15 protein-coding genes are annotated in these 18,372 nt (G+C 56.8%); 9 read left to right on the top strand and 6 right to left on the bottom strand.

Going from position 1 to position 18,372, the window contains the following annotated elements; genetic code table 11:
• The first annotated feature begins 30 nt into the window (after window positions 1–30).
• The 4 genes from SS05631_RS31235 (at window position 31) to SS05631_RS29200 (ending at window position 4,693) form a co-directional block, all read left to right on the top strand.
• The gene (locus SS05631_RS31235; RefSeq protein WP_157213229.1) at window positions 31–198 is read left to right on the top strand and encodes a hypothetical protein; all 168 of its coding nucleotides are present in this window, start codon (window positions 31–33) and stop codon (window positions 196–198) included.
• Window positions 199–345: 147 nt separating this feature from the next.
• Complete coding sequence (gene ectB, locus SS05631_RS29210) at window positions 346–1,686, top strand: diaminobutyrate--2-oxoglutarate transaminase (protein WP_050988428.1); 1,341 nt, start codon at window positions 346–348, stop codon at window positions 1,684–1,686.
• 165 nt (window positions 1,687–1,851) lie between these two features.
• Window positions 1,852–3,294, top strand: a complete 1,443-nt coding sequence (locus SS05631_RS29205; protein WP_037427122.1) for an aldehyde dehydrogenase — start codon at window positions 1,852–1,854, stop codon at window positions 3,292–3,294.
• A 226-nt stretch (window positions 3,295–3,520) separates the two neighbouring features.
• Window positions 3,521–4,693: an amidohydrolase gene (locus SS05631_RS29200; RefSeq protein WP_037427120.1), complete on the top strand. Its 1,173-nt coding sequence runs from the start codon at window positions 3,521–3,523 to the stop codon at window positions 4,691–4,693.
• A gap of 547 nt (window positions 4,694–5,240) precedes the next feature.
• Here SS05631_RS29200 and ehuB (SS05631_RS29195) read toward each other — a convergent pair.
• From ehuB (SS05631_RS29195) to SS05631_RS29170, 6 genes are all read right to left on the bottom strand, one after another.
• Window positions 5,241–6,119, bottom strand: a complete 879-nt coding sequence (gene ehuB / locus SS05631_RS29195) for an ectoine/hydroxyectoine ABC transporter substrate-binding protein EhuB (RefSeq protein ID WP_244412430.1) — start codon at window positions 6,117–6,119, stop codon at window positions 5,241–5,243.
• 553 nt (window positions 6,120–6,672) lie between these two features.
• On the bottom strand, window positions 6,673–7,494 hold the full coding sequence (gene ehuA / locus SS05631_RS29190) for an ectoine/hydroxyectoine ABC transporter ATP-binding protein EhuA (protein ID WP_050988432.1): 822 nt from the start codon (window positions 7,492–7,494) through the stop codon (window positions 6,673–6,675).
• A gap of 67 nt (window positions 7,495–7,561) precedes the next feature.
• Window positions 7,562–8,230 (bottom strand): ectoine/hydroxyectoine ABC transporter permease subunit EhuD, encoded by a 669-nt coding sequence (gene ehuD, locus SS05631_RS29185; protein ID WP_037427118.1) that lies wholly within the window; start codon window positions 8,228–8,230, stop codon window positions 7,562–7,564.
• Window positions 8,227–8,898, bottom strand: a complete 672-nt coding sequence (gene ehuC / locus SS05631_RS29180) for an ectoine/hydroxyectoine ABC transporter permease subunit EhuC (protein ID WP_037427115.1) — start codon at window positions 8,896–8,898, stop codon at window positions 8,227–8,229. The genes ehuD and ehuC overlap by 4 nt, the downstream gene beginning before the upstream one ends.
• Window positions 8,899–8,976: 78 nt before the next feature.
• Entirely contained in the window at window positions 8,977–9,861 is an 885-nt protein-coding gene (gene ehuB, locus SS05631_RS29175; RefSeq protein WP_348225565.1) for an ectoine/hydroxyectoine ABC transporter substrate-binding protein EhuB, read from the bottom strand.
• 350 nt (window positions 9,862–10,211) lie between these two features.
• Window positions 10,212–10,676, bottom strand: coding sequence for an Lrp/AsnC family transcriptional regulator (locus SS05631_RS29170; RefSeq protein ID WP_037427113.1), 465 nt, complete (start codon window positions 10,674–10,676; stop codon window positions 10,212–10,214).
• A 481-nt stretch (window positions 10,677–11,157) separates the two neighbouring features.
• Here SS05631_RS29170 and SS05631_RS29165 point away from each other — a divergent pair, with 481 nt between their 5' ends.
• From SS05631_RS29165 to SS05631_RS29145, 5 genes are all read left to right on the top strand, one after another.
• Entirely contained in the window at window positions 11,158–11,706 is a 549-nt protein-coding gene (locus SS05631_RS29165; protein WP_086022820.1) for a UPF0262 family protein, read from the top strand.
• A gap of 240 nt (window positions 11,707–11,946) precedes the next feature.
• Window positions 11,947–13,302: a Glu/Leu/Phe/Val dehydrogenase gene (locus tag SS05631_RS29160; protein WP_037427109.1), complete on the top strand. Its 1,356-nt coding sequence runs from the start codon at window positions 11,947–11,949 to the stop codon at window positions 13,300–13,302.
• Window positions 13,303–13,568: 266 nt separating this feature from the next.
• Entirely contained in the window at window positions 13,569–15,281 is a 1,713-nt protein-coding gene (locus tag SS05631_RS29155) for a GMC family oxidoreductase N-terminal domain-containing protein (RefSeq protein ID WP_244412428.1), read from the top strand.
• 371 nt (window positions 15,282–15,652) lie between these two features.
• On the top strand, window positions 15,653–16,774 hold the full coding sequence (locus tag SS05631_RS29150; protein ID WP_244412426.1) for an aminotransferase class V-fold PLP-dependent enzyme: 1,122 nt from the start codon (window positions 15,653–15,655) through the stop codon (window positions 16,772–16,774).
• 34 nt (window positions 16,775–16,808) lie between these two features.
• Window positions 16,809–17,951, top strand: a complete 1,143-nt coding sequence (locus tag SS05631_RS29145) for a M20 family metallopeptidase (protein WP_037427106.1) — start codon at window positions 16,809–16,811, stop codon at window positions 17,949–17,951.
• Window positions 17,952–18,372: the final 421 nt, after the last annotated feature.

Raw genomic sequence — 18,372 nt, 5'->3', positions numbered from 1 at the left:
AGGAAGCCGCACTTGGGGGAGTCGGCAATAATGAAGCAGCCGAAGCAGGCTGACGTGTCGCACCCCAACGCCCAAGCAACGGAACAGACCAAACTCGTCGCAGGTTGCTTCGAGGCTGCGGCGGGAAATCTGCCGGACTGGCAGCTAATGCGTGGCTTTCCTGCGAAAAGCCAACAATCGCGCAGGAAGTCTGCATGATCAGTTTATAATTGGCGCTAAACGCTCGCCGTACCCTGTTAAATTCCGGACATGGGCGGTGAGTTTTCTGATCTCACAATAATACGCCTAAACAGCGGTCACGCGCCGCAAAAGAGAAGTGTTTCCAACGAACAGGAGATTGCGGCTATGAGCAAGAATATCCCGCCGGCTAACGACACGAGCATCGCGATTTTTGAGCGCCTAGAGTCTGAGGTGCGCGGCTACATTCGATCATTCCCGATCGTTTTCGACCGCGGGGTGGGCACAACCCTGATCGACGCTGAGGGTCGTGAGTATCTCGACTTCTTCGCCGGGGCAGGGGCTCTCAATTATGGGCACAACAACCCAGCTTTCAAGAAGCCGTTGCTCGATTACATTCAGCGGGACGGCATCATTCACGGCCTCGATCTTGCCACGAGCGCAAAGAAGGCGTTCATCGAAGCCTTTGAGAAGTACATTCTGAAGCCTCGGGGTTTGAACTACAAGTTGCAGTTTACTGGCCCGACCGGCACGAACGCGGTCGAGGCAGCTCTTAAGCTCGCCCGCCAAGTCACAAAGAGATCGAACGTCGTGGCATTCACAAATGGATTCCATGGCGTCAGCGCCGGCGCACTGGCGGCGACCGGAAACAAGAAGTACCGAAGCGCAGCAGGATACGGTCTCGCACACGTGACAGCGATGCCCTACGATGGCTATCTTGGACCTTCGGTTGACACGCTTGATTACTTCGAGAAACTGCTCAACGATCCGAGTAGCGGCCTGGACAAACCTGCCGCCGTGATTTTGGAAGCCATTCAAGGCGAAGGCGGCATTCGGCCCGCCAGCATCAAATGGTTGCAACGGTTGCGCGAGATTACAAAGCGCCACGAGATTCTGCTTATCCTGGATGATATTCAGGCGGGTATTGGCCGCTCGGGGAAATTCTTCAGCTTCGAAGCAGCCGAGATTGTCCCGGATATCGTAACTTTGTCGAAGTCGATCTCGGCAGTGGGCACGCCAATGGCCCTCGTTCTTCTGAAGCCTGAACTCGACATCTGGTCCCCTGGGGCCCACAGCGGTACATACAGAGGCAACAATCTCGCGTTCGTCGCTGCACGGGTCGCTCTGGAGACCTATTGGGCGGACGACAAGTTTGAGAAGGAAATCGCCGCGAAATCGGCAATTCTGGCGGACGAACTGAAGTCGATCGCCAACGATTTCCCCGACCTTGGATTTACCGTCCGCGGTCGAGGCCTGATGTATGGCCTTGTTTCAGAGAATGACGCTTCGTTGCCTGCCAAGATCCAGGCCGAAGCTCTAAAGCGAGGCTTGGTGATCGAGACCTGCGGCGGGCGCGGCGAGGTGCTGAAGTTCCTCGTGGCGTTGATCATCGCAGAAGCCGATTTGCGCAGGGGTCTATCGATCGTTCGTGAAAGCATTGGCGCGGTACAAGCGAGCTTGGCCACCGGCTCCGCCAAGGCTGCTGTTGCCGCCGAAGTCGACGCTTAGCAGCGCACTTACCAATCATAAGACGATCGGATCGCCTCCTGACTCGAGGCGATCCTTTCCTGGCCCGCAGTCGCTGCCCGTTCGACAACAGTGCAGCGGACCGACCAATTAACGCAGCCAAGAGGCACGGAAATGAGAGCGACAAACAGTGGGGTCAGGACCCCGATGGGCGGCGAGCACGTTGATATCTACGTCAACGGAAAACTACAGCGGGCGCACTCGGCGGCCCGCATCCCGGTTATCAACCCAGCTGACGAGCGCGAGTTCGCTACAATACCCGATGGTGACAACGACGACGTTTGTGCAGCCGTTGATGCCGCGCGCGCAGCGTTTAGGTCCTCAGGTTGGCCGCAGTTGCCACCATCTGAACGTGCCAAGTATTTGCGCAGGCTTGCCCGCGCGATTGACAAGCGGGCCGAGCAGTTTGGCGCAGTTGTTACGGCGCAAATTGGGATGCCTCTGGCGAGCTCAGTGCAGTCAAGTGGGAGCGGAACCACGAAGCTCTACGACTACTACGCTGAACTTGCCGATGAGTTCGAAGTCGAGTCTGAGCGCATCGGTCACGGGCTCCGTACCGTCATGCGGAGAGAGCCGGTCGGTGTAGCAGCATTGATCGTCCCATGGAACGGACCGCAAGGGGCGATAGCGTGGAAGTTGGCTCCGGCACTCGCTGCCGGTTGCACGACGGTCATAAAGCCGCCTCCCGAGGCATCACTGGATTCCTACCTACTTGCGGAGGCTCTGGACGAGGCGGAAATTCCGCCGGGCGTAGTAAACATCGTTTTCGGCGGCCGCGAAACTGGAGCTTTGCTTGCATCGCATCCAGGCGTCGACAAGGTTTCGTTTACCGGGTCAACCCACGCCGGCCGCCAGGTTGCTCTTGCCTGCGCCGAGCGGTTCGCTCGCGTGACGCTTGAGCTAGGGGGCAAGTCTGGAGCGATCCTACTCGATGACGCAGATCTCGATACATTTCTTCCACTCGTCGCGCCGGCTTGCATTCCTTTCAGTGGTCAGATCTGTCATGCCCTGACCCGAGTGCTTGCTCCGCGCGCACGCTATCACGAGGTTGTCGACGGTGTTGCAAGCAAGATGGCCGCGCTGGTCGTCGGAGATCCGCTTGATCCTGCGACGCAGGTCGGTCCCCTCGTGGCCAAGCGGCAGTTGAACCGCGTCGAAGATTATATTGCGTCCGGAGGTGCTCAAGGCGCAAAGATCGTGACGGGCGGGGGTCGGCCGCCTGGCTTGGACGTCGGATATTACGTGCAACCAACGGTTTTCCGCGACGTTGATAGCGCGATGCGCATTGCGCAGGAGGAGATCTTCGGACCGGTGGTATCGGTCATCCCCTACGACACCGAGGAAGAGGCTGTGGCAATCTGCAACGGCACGGCGTACGGTCTAGGTGGGGCGGTGTTTACGACTGACCATGAGCGAGGCATGGCCGTTGCACGTCGGATCGAGGCTGGGGTGGTCGGCATCAACCGCTACACTCTCCACATTGACGCACCCTTCGGCGGAATTAAGGGCAGTGGCCTTGGTCGTGAACTGGGGCCAGAGGGGCTGGCAGCGTTTCTGGAGAGCAAATCCATATTCCCACCTCAAGACTAGAGGGTACGGCAAAGTAATCTCGGTCCGGAGGCTGATCTTGTTGCAAGTTGCCTCCGGTCCTCATGTCGGCACGTCAACGATTTATCGAGACGGAACCATGTGGTGTCGAGACCAGAACGAGTGCGTGATGCGGGGATCGATCACCGCATGCTCTGTCAGAAGGAGAGGCGTATAATCGCCGCACGCGTTGCTACAAAGTTCTAATGCCATCGGAAGGGAAATACCTATGCCTATCGTCAGTCGTGTCTCCGAGATACTGCCCGACATCATTGCCTGGCGCCGCGATTTTCACGCGCATCCTGAAGTGGGGTTTGACGTTAATCGAACGTCGGCAATCGTCGCCGAACGCCTGCGCAAATTTGGATGTGATCAGGTCGTGACCGGGGTCGGCAAGACCGGGGTTGTGGGCGTCATCAGGGGCAGAATGGTTGTAAAGAAGGGAAATCCTGAGGTCATCGGCTTGCGTGCGGATATGGATGCACTGCCGATCGAAGAAACAAGCAACCTTCCCTACGCCTCAAAAACCAAGGGCTTTATGCATGCTTGCGGTCATGACGGACACAGCGCGATGCTGTTGGGAGCGGCGCGTTACCTAGCAGAAACTCGCGACTTTGCGGGCACTGCCGTCTTCATCTTCGAGCCTGCGGAAGAAGTAGGTACGGGTGCGCAAGCAATGATCGATGACGGGCTGATGGAACGCTTCGGTATCGAGCAGGTCTATGGCATGCATAATCTGCCCGGTTTGCCGATCGGCACCTTTGGTATCCGGCAAGGTCCTGTCATGGCTGCAACGGATAGTATCGAGATCAGGATAGAGGGTCGTGGTGGTCATCCTGGAATGCCGCATCAATGCATCGATGCGATCTTGGTAGCCGCGCAGTTGATAACCGCGCTGCAGCAGATCGTGGCTCAGAACGTCGACCCCTTGGAGTCCGCGGGTATTTCGTTCCACCACCTGCAATCTGGCGGCTCGCAGAGAGTGATCCCAGAGACAGCCGAATTGCGAGGCAGCATGCGTACGCTGACGTCGGAGGTACGGCAGCTGGTCAAAACGCGTGTGAAGGACGTTGTCGCGGGCATAGCCCAACTAACCGGCGCAAAGTTAGACCTGACGATCCAGAACAGCGATGCGGTGGTTTTCAACCAGAAGAAGCAGACCGAGCTTGCGACGAGTGCGGCGACGGACGTCGCGGGTGGAGAAAACGTGGTCAATACGCCGCCAGTACTGGGCGGGGAGGATTTCTCCTACCTAGCGGAGGCGAGGCCGGGTGCCTTCATCTGGTGCGGAAATGGAGGTAGTGCCGCGCTCCATCACGCCACCTATAATTTCGACGATGAGGCGATCCCTTATGGGACGTCTTACTGGATTAAGCTTGTAGAGAACACCCTTAAAGCATGAGTCGTTAAGATACCGTGCCACGTTCCTGCAGTATGATATTCCAGATCTGCTTTACAAGGCTGAGAAACAGCGACAACCGAACGAAATCCGAGGAGGCGCAACACCCAATCTTCGACGGCGGACGGCGCTTGATCGAATCGAAGTTGCGCATTCCGGTGAAGTCGGGCGCGAGATGATGCTCCTCCGGTCCCCGCTCGAAGTGGGTCGTACATTTGCGCAGTCGGTGTGGCGGCGATTGGGCACTGGCACTGTTCTCTTTAGCGACCTTCTAATGACATGTCTGCCGGCCGCGAGGGACTGCGCTGGTTTGCTAAACGATTCTGATCGTGAACGGTCCGACGATGGCGACGTCAGCCGACGCTCGACCGCCGGCTGCGCACGAGGTGGAAGGCGCCGTCGACCTCCTGGCGCCTGCCATTTTGAAACGTCCATTGGAAGCGGTATCTGCTCGGGCACCGATTGGCGCGATCCCCACTGTTCACTCCCCCCACTCAAAGCTACGGAGGCGATCAAGCGACAATTTCTTAGGCAGCCATCCAGGTAGGGTTTACTGCCTGCAAAGGTCCGCAGTCTTGGTCCCGTCCGGCAGGCTCGCTTTAGTATAACCGTACCGAGCAACAGTCCGCATCATTTCTTCGGAGCCGATATAGCCTTTCATCACCGCGTTGAACGCGTCGACGGTGGCCTGTTGGTCTGGCAGGAAGGCGAAAGCGGGGTAGCCGGTAACCGGCGGCGTGAAGGGGTCGGCCAGTTCGACGCTGTCGTCCTCGTCCGCAAATTTCTTGACGGTGAAATAGTCCCCGGCGCCAGCGTCGGCGCGGCCAGCTTTGACAGCTTGCAGGATCTCAGCCGGTCCGCCCACCTGCATGATCTTGTCGTCAGGGATGCCGACTTCTTGTGCGTACTTAACGGAGTCGTAGCCGGCGGCTGTAACGAACGTAAGTCCCTTGTCGCGTACATCCTGATAGGAATGCAGGGCTTTAGGGTTGCCGTTTGGCACTAGTAGCCCATCGGCACCCCTGCCGAGTGGCTCAGTGAACAGAACGTTCCGGCATCGCTCCGGCAAGATGAACATACCGCCGGTGATAATGTCGAAACGTCCGGCTTGTAACCCAGGGATTAGGGAGCCCCATTCGGTCACGACCGGCTCGACCTTTGTGGTGCCTAGCTTTTTCAAAATGTCCAGAGTCATCGCATTCACGAAGCCGAGCGGCTCGTTGTTTTCACCAGGGTAAGCCCAAGGAATTTCGTTCGAGAAGCCTATCCGGATCGTCTCGCCGTTCTTGACTTTGTCCAGTAGCGACTGCGCCGAGGCCGCGCCCACTGTCGAGCCGATCAAGACCGCCGCAATGCCCATGGAGAGCATCGCCCTCAGGATCGCACGTCTTACGACAATTCCAACCTTAGTTTGTTGCTGTTCGTTCATAATGCAAGCCCTCCCAGCCCGCGGTTTCGCCGCGATTTCCGCCATCGTGAGATCCCGCTCATGTCCATACGTCAGCTACGGATGCGGCGGTTCCTGATTTCTGGTGGAGACATCCCGGCCCAACAAAAACACCACTGTGCCTCTCAAAAAGGATATTCTGGGTACCGAAGCTCTCGATAACCACCACGAACGTAGCAACATGTGTCAGTCGCTTTGCGCTAATCATCGACCTTTGCCGCAGCAAAACGGCGTTTAGCGGCGTGCGCGTGTTGCGTTAGTTTGCCCGTGATGAAGTCTCAATCCATTGTTTGATGATCAGCTGCGTCAGCGAAATGGCAGCGACCGAGACCCATTTTCAGAGCTGCAGAATGCCCACCGGGCTCTGCAGCCGACGAAGGCTGTCCACCAACAAGGGGCGACGAACCTTAGCCTCGCATAACACGTGACCCACGCGGCGAAACGGAGCGATCTGAAATGAGTACTTCCCGCTTAAATCGAGAGCGCTCCAGTATATGTTTCGCAGGGACACTAACCTCATCGCAAGGGCATATGCCTATCCCGCCTCGAGGACGGCACTGAGGAACTGGCGGGTCCGCTCGTTTTGAGGATCTGAGAACAATTGGTCTGGCGGGCCCTGTTCCGCGATTTTGCCGCCGTAAAAGAAGCAAACGCGATCGGAAAACTCCTTGGCGAAGCCCATTTGGTGGGTAACCATTAACATAGTGAGGTCATGCTCTGCCCCGAGCTTCCGAATGACGTTGAGCACCTCCCCGACGAGCTCCGGGTCCAGCGCGGAGGTCACCTCGTCAAACAGCATCACCTTGGGCCGCATGGCCAGGGCCCGAGCTATAGCTACGCGCTGCTTCTGGCCTCCGGAAAGCTGGATCGGAAAATGGCACTTCTTGTCGCCGAGCCCCACCATATCGAGCAGCTCTGCCGCTCGCGTCTCAGCTTCCTGCTTGGAGAGCCCAAGCACTGACACCGGCGCCTCCATGCAGTTCTGAAGCGCGGTCATGTGCGGGAACAGATTAAAGTGCTGGAAAACCATGCCGATCTTTCCGCGCACGCGCCGCAGATGACGGTCACTCGCTGTTACCATCTGTCCGTTCTTCTGCATGTGCGTGAGCGGCTCCCCGTCGACCCAGATCACCCCTTCGTTGATGCGCTCCAGCGTCATCAGCATACGCAGCACGGTCGTCTTGCCCGAGCCCGAGGGGCCGATAATCGACACCTTCTCATTGCGAGCAATGTCGAGATTGAGCTTGTCCAGAACGGTTAGCGTGCCATATCGCTTTGCAACGTTCTCGAAGCGGACCATGGGCTCGCTCGTGACTTTTTCCTTGGCCGCAACATCGAGATTAAGAGTGTCTGGCATGTCCACCGTGCCGTAGTCTTTTGTGATGCGCTCCAAGCGAACCGTTTGGTCGTTCATGGCTGAACTCCTACTGTAGATGATAGCGGCGATTGAGCCAGAATCCTACCGTCTGCACGATCGCGGACGCGACCAGACTGAATACGAGATAAAAGAAGCCGACCATGGTGATTGCCTCGATATATCGATAGTTGTTTGCACCAAAATTCTTGGCCTGCTGCAGCATCTCAAGGATTGCGATTGCCGCCAAGATTGGCGTGTCCTTGAACATACTTATGAAATAGTTCCCTAAACTGGGCACAATCGGTGGGATTGCCTGCGGCAGAATGATGGCGCGCCAGCTTCGTGACTTTGAAAGGTTGAGCGCTGTGCAAGCCTCCCATTGCCCTCCCTCGACATTTTCGATTCCGCCACGGTAGCATTCAGAGCAATAGGCCGCGTAGTGGATACCCAACACGCCGATGCCCGCGGACCAAGCAGGGATAACCACTCCAAACTGGGGCCCAACGAAATAGACAAAGAACACCTGCAGCAACAGCGGAGTGGAACGAATAAATTCGACGATTTCCGCCATGGCTGTAGATATATAGCGGTTCGGTGACTGCCGGATGAGGGCGAATACCAAACCCAACACCAGCGCTATTGCGAAGCCAAGCAGCGTCGCCTGAACGGTGACAATCGCACCCCGATAGATATATGGGAGCGCTTCCCAGACATAGGACCAATCCCAGATATTCATACCAGCACCTCCCGTATGAAGCCGCGCGAGAAGCGGCGTTCAAGCCAGCGCACAAAGGGAGTAATGAGGGCGCGGGCGATGAAGTAATAGCCAAACAGCGCCACTGCAAAGAACAGCAGGTAGTTACCCGTGGCGTCCGCGGCCAACTTGGAGGCAGTGGTCAACTCGGTAATGGTGATGAAAAAGATGAGCGATGTACCTTTAAGGAGATCGATCAGCAGATTTCCCCAAGCAGGCAGCATGCTGCGAATTGCCTGTGGAAGTACGATACGCCGAAGCATGCCGCTGCGTGGGAAATTGAGTGCGATGCTCGCCTCATATTGACCACGGTCTACGGCTTGGATGGCTGCGCGAACCAATTCTGCGCCATAGCCGGAGACGTTCATGCCGACGCCAAGGATCGCAACGGTCCAGGGTGACAAAATAATCCCAAAGATTGGCAGTACGAAGAACCACAGGTAAAGCTGCACCAGCAGCGAGGTTCCCCGGAAAAACTCGATATAGATGACTGCTAGCCAGCGTAGCGGCCATCTAGGCGAGATCCGGATAAGGCCAACGATCAGACCTAGGACGATCGCTACCAAAGATGCCCCAACGGTCACCACGAGAGTGATAGCGACACCTTTCATCAGCGCGGCCACGCTGAAGCCCAGCGCGAATTCATTCATGGTTCTGTCCTCTCGCTAGGCCACCCCGCTATGTAGCAGGGGTGGCCATCAGGCTCATGGGCAGCGTTCCTGCCGCATTTAACCTTTGCAGAGGTCCGAAGTCTTGGTTCCGCCAGGCAGATTAGTTTTAGTATAGCCGTATTTTGTAACCGTCTCCATCATCTGATCGGAACCGATATACTCTTTAAGTACGGCGTTGAACGCGTCGACTTCAGCCTGCTGGTTGGGGAGGAATGCCAGAGCGGGCGCCCCGTCGGGTAGAACCGGAGTGAAAGGATCGGCCAGCTCGACGCTCTCATCCTCATCTGCAAACTTTTTCATGGTGAAATAGTCGCCACCGCCCGCAGCAGCGCGACCTGCCTTCACAGCTTGCAAGACCTCCGCCGCACCGGCGACCTCCATGAACTTGTCATCCGTGATGCCGACCTGTTTTGCAGCCTTCACTGAAAGCCAACCCGAGGCAGTGACGAAGGTGAGCCCCTTGTCGCGCACATCCTCATAGGAATGTAGCCCTTCCGGATTGCCTTTCCTGACGAGTAGTGCGTCCCCGAATTTGCCGAGGGGTTCAGTAAAAAGAACGTTGCGGCAGCGCTCGGGCAGGATGAACATGCCACCGGTGATAATATCGAAACGTCCGGCCTGCAGGCCGGGTATGAGCGAACCCCACTCCGTTACAACAGGTTCGACCTTCGTCGTGCCCAGTCTCTTAAGGATGTCGAGGGTCATCGCATTGACAAAGCCGAGCGGCTCGTTGTTTTCACCGGGGTAAGCCCATGGAATTTCATTGGAGAAGCCTATCCGGATCGTTTCTCCATTCTTTATCTTATCTAGCAACGACTGCGCCGAGGCCGGACCTACCGTCGATCCGATCGCGAATGCCGCCATGCCCAATACAGCCATGCCCCTCAGGACAGCGCGCCTCATGGGGTTGATCGTGATGTCATCGTCTTTCCAATCGTCCATCTTACGTCTCCATTTTTCGCCGCATATCTGACCCGATCTTGATGTGAGGCCGATAGCGTCCACGTGTTGCATGGACATATGATGCGGCAGTTCCCCTTGTTATTTGCGGCACTCGCGGCTTCTTGTCCGTCAGATATCGAAAATGCCGTCGCTCGCCAGATAAATGTAGCACCGTAAAGGCTCCACTTCCTGCGAATCGACAGGCCTCGGCGCAGGAAATCTGCATTCTCGCGCCGCCGTGCGCAACTTAGCCCCGCCAACTTGTACAGGCGGGTCGTCCGGTGCGCGGCTTTTTTGTCTGGGGCAGGCTGCGCGTTACTTGTGAGTTGGTTGACAGGATCGGCGCTGGTCTACTCGTCAATGGGCACCGCGAAGGAGACTTTGGTCCGATCCATAACGACCATTGTGCTGAAATCTTTGATATCGGGGTTCTCATAGAAGAAGCGACGGGTGAACCTTTCATAATCGACCATATCGCGCACCGAGATGATGAGGACGAAGTCGGCGTCGCCTGTAACATAGTATCCGCTCATGATTTCGGGCGTTTTTCGGATCGCTTGCTTAAATCGATCGATAATATCTGTACGATCGCGCTCCAAACTGATCGATACGAGCATTTGCATCGAACGTCCAACCGCTTCGGGCGAAACAATAGCTACGTCAGCTTCAATAACCCCGGCATCGCGCAGTCTTTTCAAGCGCCGTTGACACGCGGTGGCCGAAAGCCCCGCAAGTTCGCCCAGTTCCTCTGTGGTTAGACGGTTATTGCGTTGCACCGCGTTGAGAAGCTTTCTGTCGATCTTGTCGAGTTCCATGAACTGATCCAGCGAGAGGGCGCGCTTCGGCGCAGGAAAGATGTTCGAATGGCTAGAAGTAGTAGCAATTCCGTCTTTGTGGAAGTCCCAAAAAGTCGGAACTCTGCACCAACCCCGGGGCGCGATCAAAACGATCACCCTGCAAGTCAGGCTAGAGCGGACGCGGGCCCAAAGGACTGTGATGCGGATAAGGTCTCGGCGTCCGGAAGGCTGCGGCGGGTCGGATAAGCCCCAGGAACGTCCTGTCTTCGAATGATTTTCCCTTTACAGGCTGATTCCTGCGCGCGCCTCGCCGCATACGCCTGAAAACTGCGCCGTGGCCCTATAATTAGCATTCGGCGCAGCATCCGTGGCGGATAATCTCATCCGGGCCCGCAAAAGCGGAGTGATGAAGAGGACAACGTCGCCTCGCCGGGTACTGTGTGGGTCGACATGAGGGACGCACGCACTGCGGAGTCGCAGAGCTCGTCCAGCAGCTGCGATGCAATGCGTCACCACGCCGCTGCGAGAGGATGCCATATGGGAACTGAGTGTCATGGGGCCTGAGTTTCGTCTTAGCGATATATCTATTCGCCACTGTTTGAATTGCAGAGACTCAGCGGTCGGTCACGAGCGAACGATCGCGATCTCCGACCTTCTGGAAAATAATACATTTGCACCAGTGGGGCACGACCATGGGCCTTACCGGCTGAATATACAGCTGGAGGAGGGAATGTTGGCCATGCAAATCACAGATGATGCGGGCGAGCATATAACAATGCACCACCTTTCGCTCAGCCAATTCGGCCGCCTGCTTCGGGACTACACCCGTGTCTGTGAAAGCTACTTCGAAGCAATTCGCTTCCCTGGTCTGCAACACCTCGAGGAACTCGATTGGGGCCGACGCCATATCCATAACAAAGCCTCTGAGTTACTGAGAGAGCATTTGTCGGTGGCCGTAAGAGTAGACCACGACACTGCCCGCCGGCTGTTTACTTTGATCTACTCATTGCTCCCCCGAAGAACCACTCATCTCTTCCCGGCGAACTGAGCAGTCATTTGCTCGACTTGGAGCAGGACAACCGGGTGTATCGATTGGCCTATTCATTGGGCACAGAAGTTTGGGCATCGCGCAAAACAAACACACAGATCAACAACTAATAGAGGAAGACCAGTGCTTTCAACAATAGAACGGGAGCTTCAGTCCCAAACGGCGCCAGAATCTGCGGTCAGGTCCGAAGTCAGTTCGGCTGGTTTTCTGGAAAGCGTCGACGAGAACTTCCGCCATGCCATGTCCTTTCTGGATCTGCCGGAGGGCTTGGCAGAGCGGATCATCCAGTGCAACTCGACCTACGCGGTTCGCTTCGGCGTTCGCTTACGTGGCCGCATGTACAGCTTCATCGGGTGGCGCTCGGTGCATAGCGAGCACTGCGAACCAGTCAAGGGCGGCATTCGTTATGCCCCAAATGCCGATGCCGAGGAAGTCGAGGCGCTTGCCGCACTCATGACGCTCAAGTGCTCGCTGGTCGATGTGCCGTTCGGTGGCTCGAAGGGCGCGTTGAAGATCGACCCACGCGAGTGGACCGTGCAGGAACTTGAACGCATCACCCGCCGCTTTACCCAGGAGCTGAACAAGCGCGGTCTGATCGGACCGGGTGTCAACGTTCCGGCTCCCGATATCGGCACCGGCGAGCGGGAGATGGCCTGGATGGTTGATGAGTTCCGTCGTGCCAATCCGACCGATGTCGTCAACGCGCGCGCTTGCGTCACTGGTAAGCCCTTGTCGAAGGGCGGCATCGCCGGCCGCACCGAAGCGACGGGCAGGGGTGTGCAGTTCGCCATCCAGAGCTATCTTCGCGATGCCCGCACGCAAGGTCTCGACGGCCGCCGCGATCTTAAGGGCGCATCAATCGTGGTCCAAGGCTTCGGCAATGTCGGCTATCACGCCGCGAAATTCCTGTCGGAAGAAGATGGGGCACGCATCACCGTCGTTGCAGAGCGCGATGGCTACGTTGCCAATCCCGACGGCCTGTCCGTTGAGGCGCTCAAGCAGCATCAATTCCGGACCGGCAGCATTCTCGGCTTCGAAGGGGCAAAATCCTTTGCCGGCGATATGACCGGTATCGAACAGCCCTGCGACGTGCTCCTTCCGGCGGCGATGGAGAACGCCATTCATGCCGAGAATGCCGAGCGCATCAAGTCGCATCTCGTCGTCGAAGCGGCCAATGGGCCCGTCACGTTCGACGCGGACAAAATCCTCCGCTCGCGTCGCGTCACCATTCTTCCCGATCTCTATGTCAATGCCGGCGGGGTGGTCGTCAGCTATTTCGAGTGGGTCAAGAATCTGACGCATATCCCCTTCGGTTTAATGGAGCGGCGCCGGCGCGAGCGGCGCAACCAGACGATCGCTGCAGCGCTCGAACGGATGACCGGCAAGGAGTTCCCCGCCGATATCCGAGACGAGTTCCTGGAAGGCGGCGCCGAGATCGATCTTGTTCGTTCAGGGCTAGAAGACGTCATGCGCAGCACCTGGGCCCGCATCGGCGATCTGCTGGAAAAGCAACCGGAGGTCGGCGACTACAGGACCGCCGCCTACATCGTGTCTATTCGACAGATCGCCGAAGCGTATGAGGCTATTGGCATTTAGTACCATGTAGGTCTCGATAGACCGCGCTGCCGAGGTTTCCTCGCCAACTTCGGCAGCTTACTGAAACCGAGGGGCAAATGCCTGATTGCTGCACTTTTCCCAAGGAAACGCAGGATTACTGCATGAGGGTACCAGATTTCTGGGGCGCACCATCGAAACGCATTTTTATACTGGCTGTTGCCGGCACAAGGATGGGTCACAGCATAAGCGCAGTAGGCGATGTCCTCTGAGATTTCGTCACTGCCCACTTTTTCCGAGCAAATCTAATGAAGATCATGAGTGCGGGGGCAAAGTTGGCATTTGATTACATAATTGTGGGTGGCGGCTCTTCTGGTTGCGTGATGGCAAGTAGGCTGTCTGCCGCGGGCGAACATGTTCTGCTCGTGGAGGCTGGTCCCGACACGCCCCCCGATGCTATCCCGGAGGATATTCTGGATGGCGACCCAACTCGGGCGTATTTCAATCCAGATTATCAATGGCCAGCTCTTCAGGCGAGAGTGATACGGGATGGCAGGAGGGCCACCCACTATGAACAGGCCCGAGTCGTTGGCGGTGGCTCCAGCATCAACGCTCAGGTGGCCAACCGAGGCGGTCCTGACGACTACAATGAGTGGGCGGCAAATGGCGCGACCGGTTGGGGTTGGGACGAGGTCCTGCCATATTTTCGACGGCTTGAAACGGATTTGGACTTCGACGGGGAGTTTCACGGCAAAGATGGTCCGTTGCCGATAAAACGCGTTCTTCGGTCGAACTGGTCGGGGTTCATAACAGCGGTGTCCGAGGCATATGAAGCGGCTGGCATTTGCTTTCGACCCGATTTCAACGGTGAATTTGGCGACGGCTACTCGGTGGTGCCATTGACGAATCGAGACGGCCGTCGAGTGTCCACAGCCATGGCATACCTGGATAAGTCTGCCCGGTCCCGGCCCACCTTGAAAGTCTTGCCGAATACTACTGTGGTGCGACTAATCTTCTCCAGAAACTCAGTTACAGGTGTAGAGCTTGAGAACAGTTCCGGTCGGCAGATATTTCACAGCTCAAACGTTGTTCTCTGCTCGGGATCGCTTCACACCCCTGCAGTTTTGATGCGCTCTGGCGTGGGGCCTGCGGATCATCTAACTAGCCTCGGCATCCCCCTCGTGGCACACGTTCCAGGTGTAGGGCGGGGTCTTCAGGAGCATCCTGGAATCGCTATCTCGGGATATTTGGAACCGAACGATCGGATGCTGTCCAACCTCAGCGGCCACATTCAGATGCATGCCCGCTATTCATCGGGCCAGGGCGATTGCCCTTCAACAGACATGGCGATATCCGCAGTGGCAAAGTCGGCTTGGCATCCTCTCGGTAAACGTCTTGGATCTCTATTCCTGTGGGTCAATCGCAGCTATTCCACTGGAGCAGTTACGCTCAGACATCGCTCCCACAAATTCGAGCCCGAGGTGGATTTCAACTGGCTGAGCGACGAGCGGGATTTGGCGCGATTGAAAGCTGGCTTCCACTTCCTCGGACGGTTATGGAGCCATCCGTCCCTTTCGACTGTCGCACTCGATCCATTCCCGTCTGCTTGGAACTGGCGAGCAAAGAAGATTAGCAAGATCAATCGCATTAATTACGGCCTAACTTACGTACTAGCCAAGCTAATGGACAGTTCTCCCAACTCGCGCCGCAGCCTCATAAAGCATGTGATCACGAATGGCCAAACGTTTTCTGATCTTCTTGCCAATGAGGCTCGGCTGGATCGTTTCGTGCGCGAAAACGTGACCGGCAATTGGCATCCGACGTCCAGCTGCAGGATGGGAAGCAGCGTCGACCTTATGGCTGTAACGGACCCCTCGGGCCGGGTGCGCGGCGTTTCCGGCGTTAGGATCGCTGACGCCTCTGTGATGCCGCACTGCCCGCGAGCCAACACGAATATCCCTACGGTGATGGTCGCCGAGAAAATGGCCGACACCATCTTGAAGGAACGGCATCGTGGCTAAACACGAGGTGATCAGAAATCGTGCTACCGCTCTTTGGATAACCACTTCTGCCGCTCCAGTGTTGCAAGTCTTAGGAATTGACCTGAAACTGCAAAAAATCCCCACATCAGCAGGAATCCTGCACGGATGCGCGAAAATTCTCCGCTTTTCCCACCGGTCTCGCAGTAAAGTGCTGCACCAGCAACGAGCTGGTTACTGCGCCGCCGTTGCTGTCGCGCAGACGCATTGGACCTCAACCCGCTGACTTTGGCCGTGTACCGGCCACTCATCGTCCGCCAATTTGACGAGCCGCCATGACTTGTACGAAAAGCGCTTTGCTTCCCCTAAATATCCTACGGGAGGAATTTCCCGCCACGCAGAAGTACGTCTACATGGACGTTGCGAATCAAGGGTTGATCTCCAGAACCACAAGAAGGTCCTTTGAGCAGCATCTGGACAATCGATTGCTCGGCGAAAACGACGAACTTCCTCAGTTGAAGGACATTGAAAAAACCCGCGCCAGATTCGCGCGATTCGTCGGTGCGGAGAAAGACGAAGTAGCGATCACCAAGAATGCGTCGGAAGGCGTCAATATAATCGCCAACGCGATCGATTGGCGACCCGGAGACCGCGTGGTTCTCTGCCCCCAGTTGGAGCATGCGAACAACATCTTACCTTGGCTGCAGATTAAAGCGCTGCACGATATCGAACTGAAAGTCGTGGAGCCGGATAACGGCGCAATCCCCGTCGACGCGATTATAGACGCCATCAATTCCAGGACGCGCGTCGTCGCTGTTTCCACTGCGACTATGGTCCCTGGGTTCCGAACGGTGACGGTACCGATAGCCGAAGCCTGCAAGCGATTGGGCGCTTTCCTTCTTGCCGATGGTACCCAGTCGGTAGGGATCCTCCACACCGATGTTGTACGCATGGGGTTGGATGGCTTGGCAGTCTCGACTGTGAAAGGTCTCATGGGCCTTTATGGATCGGGTTTTCTTTACTGCCGCCGCGAGTGGGCTGATCGGCTCAATCCAGCCTACCTCGCCCGTTTCAGTGTAGACCTCGGAAATGCGCCGGAATCGGCTCCAATTCTCCACGCTCCCAAGCTGCGGGCCGGCGCACCTCGATTCGATGTTGGCCATTATAACTTCCCGGGCATGATCGCTGCATACGCCTCCATGGGGCAAATGCTGGAGATCGGAACCGAAGCAATCGACAATCATGTCACATCGTTGACTGCTCGATTGGCTTCTGGACTGCTAGAACTCGGCCTCCCTGTTTGTGGTGGAGCTCCTGGCAAACAAACTGGAAGTATTGTAGCGCTCGGTGACGTCGCGACGCTCTCCGGTGCTCAGGAGGCCGCGCCCTTCGTTCAGGAATTGCAGCGCTATCTTGCCGAAAACAAAGTCCTGGTATCGACCCGGCGCGGAATGCTTCGGTTCTCGCTTCATCTCTATAACACAGAGGATGAGATCGACCAAGTTGTCGACCTGACAAGGAAATGGCTGAAGTAGGTCGCCGCGATAAAGCACGGAAGCAGGAGAGTTTATGTCGTCGCTCAGCACAGATACCATCACGCTACTTCAGGATCTTGTCAAAATTGAAAGCGTGAACCCGTCCCTTTCGTCAAAGGGAGGCGGAGAACAGAGGGTTGCCGAATACCTTGAGAGGTTCTGTAAGGACCGAAATCTCCCGTATGAGCTCCAGCATGTTGCCGAAGGGCGCTCGAACTTGCTGACTTGGGTTCCTGGGAAGGACCTTAATCGGCGCCTCCTATTTGTAGCCCATATGGACACCGTGCCGACTGACAATTGGGCTTCTGACCCGTTCTCCGGTGAAGAGAAAGATGGTCGGGTCTACGGTCGAGGTAGCTGTGACACGAAAGGCTCCCTTTCGGCAATGTTGATTGCGCTGAGCAGCCTCGGAGACCGCCAGCCCAATGCGACCGTAGTTGTCGCTGCCAGCATTGATGAGGAGTACCGAAAGATTGGTGCAAGGTCTATCGCTCTTTCCGGCACCTCATATGATGGAGCGGTGGTAGGCGAGCCGACAGAATTGGAACTCGTCGTCGCGCACAAAGGTTCGGTCCGCTGGCAGATTGAGGTTCAGGGCATTCCGGCGCATACCTCCAAACCCCACCTTGGCGTCAATGCTATAACAGGCATGGCCAAGGTTATTCTGGCGCTCAACGAGCACGGCCAGGATCTTGCCTCACGCAAGCAACCTCTGGTGAGCCCGCCGACGTTGACAGTAAGTCTTATCGAAGGGGGATTGGAACTGACAACAGTGCCGCCGTCGTGCCGCATCTGGGTCGACAGGCGCTTGGTGCCCGGTGAGCGCCCGGACCAGGCCTTGCAAGAGGTGGAGAATATCCTACAGGCTTTGCGCGAACGCGAAAACATCAGCGTCCGGTCTCTGCTCCCCGCACTGGAGGACCCCGCTCCAGATAGCGCCGAGTCGAGCAAGATTGCGGCCGTGGCGGCGCAAGCCTGTGCCGAAGTGGCTGGGACGGGCAACTATATTGGCGTGCCGTATGGGACTGACGCTAGTCAGCTGTCCTTGGCAGGAATTCCCTGCATCGTGTTGGGGCCGGGTAGTATCGATCGCGCTCATACCAATAATGAGTACGTCGAATTGGACCAATTGGCCAAATCTGTCGAAATTTATCGGAAGATAATGCTCAGCTATTAAACGGGAGAGCCAGTGCCGGACGGTGCTGCTTTCACATTTTGCGGTTTGGCCGGCAGTTTGCCGGCCAAACTCAGCATCTGGAACTTCAAATACAAAAAAAGGTATTGCCGCGGTGTCCCTGACCGGGGCTGTTTGCCGTGATTTCACGTTTGATTCAACGTGGGTGCCTGTCCCAAGCGCTATAAGCAATTTCCTGTGTCCTTGACGATCTCGGTTGGTCGCTCGGATCGGCCGGAGAAAGAAGCGTCGAAGGTGGGGGGAGCCAATTAGGCTCTCCCGCAGGATTCGGCGATAGGGCCGCGTTCTGGACTGCATGACCGAGGCCGATGACCTGATGTGTCAAGCGAATCGTCCGAGCTGTGGCCACGCATCTCTCTTCCGACGTCGACGCGTCGCCGCAGCAGGATGGCTTGGGCGGAAG

Origin of the sequence: Sinorhizobium sp. CCBAU 05631 (assembly GCF_002288505.1) — a bacterium.
GTDB lineage: Bacteria > Pseudomonadota > Alphaproteobacteria > Rhizobiales > Rhizobiaceae > Sinorhizobium > Sinorhizobium fredii_C.
This window is presented reverse-complemented; position numbering and strand designations above follow the sequence as displayed.

What these genes read in the sequence shown, in the direction of transcription:
- SS05631_RS31235 (WP_157213229.1), top strand. Translation starts at nt 31, where the DNA reads ATGAAGCAGCCGAAGCAGGCTGACGTGTCGCACCCCAACGCCCAAGCA.
- ectB (WP_050988428.1), top strand. Translation starts at nt 346, where the DNA reads ATGAGCAAGAATATCCCGCCGGCTAACGACACGAGCATCGCGATTTTT.
- SS05631_RS29205 (WP_037427122.1), top strand. Translation starts at nt 1,852, where the DNA reads ATGGGCGGCGAGCACGTTGATATCTACGTCAACGGAAAACTACAGCGG.
- SS05631_RS29200 (WP_037427120.1), top strand. Translation starts at nt 3,521, where the DNA reads ATGCCTATCGTCAGTCGTGTCTCCGAGATACTGCCCGACATCATTGCC.
- ehuB (WP_244412430.1), bottom strand. Translation starts at nt 6,119, where the DNA reads ATGAACGAACAGCAACAAACTAAGGTTGGAATTGTCGTAAGACGTGCG.
- ehuA (WP_050988432.1), bottom strand. Translation starts at nt 7,494, where the DNA reads ATGCCAGACACTCTTAATCTCGATGTTGCGGCCAAGGAAAAAGTCACG.
- ehuD (WP_037427118.1), bottom strand. Translation starts at nt 8,230, where the DNA reads ATGAATATCTGGGATTGGTCCTATGTCTGGGAAGCGCTCCCATATATC.
- ehuC (WP_037427115.1), bottom strand. Translation starts at nt 8,898, where the DNA reads ATGAATGAATTCGCGCTGGGCTTCAGCGTGGCCGCGCTGATGAAAGGT.
- ehuB (WP_348225565.1), bottom strand. Translation starts at nt 9,861, where the DNA reads ATGGACGATTGGAAAGACGATGACATCACGATCAACCCCATGAGGCGC.
- SS05631_RS29170 (WP_037427113.1), bottom strand. Translation starts at nt 10,676, where the DNA reads ATGGAACTCGACAAGATCGACAGAAAGCTTCTCAACGCGGTGCAACGC.
- SS05631_RS29165 (WP_086022820.1), top strand. Translation starts at nt 11,158, where the DNA reads ATGCAATGCGTCACCACGCCGCTGCGAGAGGATGCCATATGGGAACTG.
- SS05631_RS29160 (WP_037427109.1), top strand. Translation starts at nt 11,947, where the DNA reads ATGTCCTTTCTGGATCTGCCGGAGGGCTTGGCAGAGCGGATCATCCAG.
- SS05631_RS29155 (WP_244412428.1), top strand. Translation starts at nt 13,569, where the DNA reads ATGAAGATCATGAGTGCGGGGGCAAAGTTGGCATTTGATTACATAATT.
- SS05631_RS29150 (WP_244412426.1), top strand. Translation starts at nt 15,653, where the DNA reads ATGGACGTTGCGAATCAAGGGTTGATCTCCAGAACCACAAGAAGGTCC.
- SS05631_RS29145 (WP_037427106.1), top strand. Translation starts at nt 16,809, where the DNA reads ATGTCGTCGCTCAGCACAGATACCATCACGCTACTTCAGGATCTTGTC.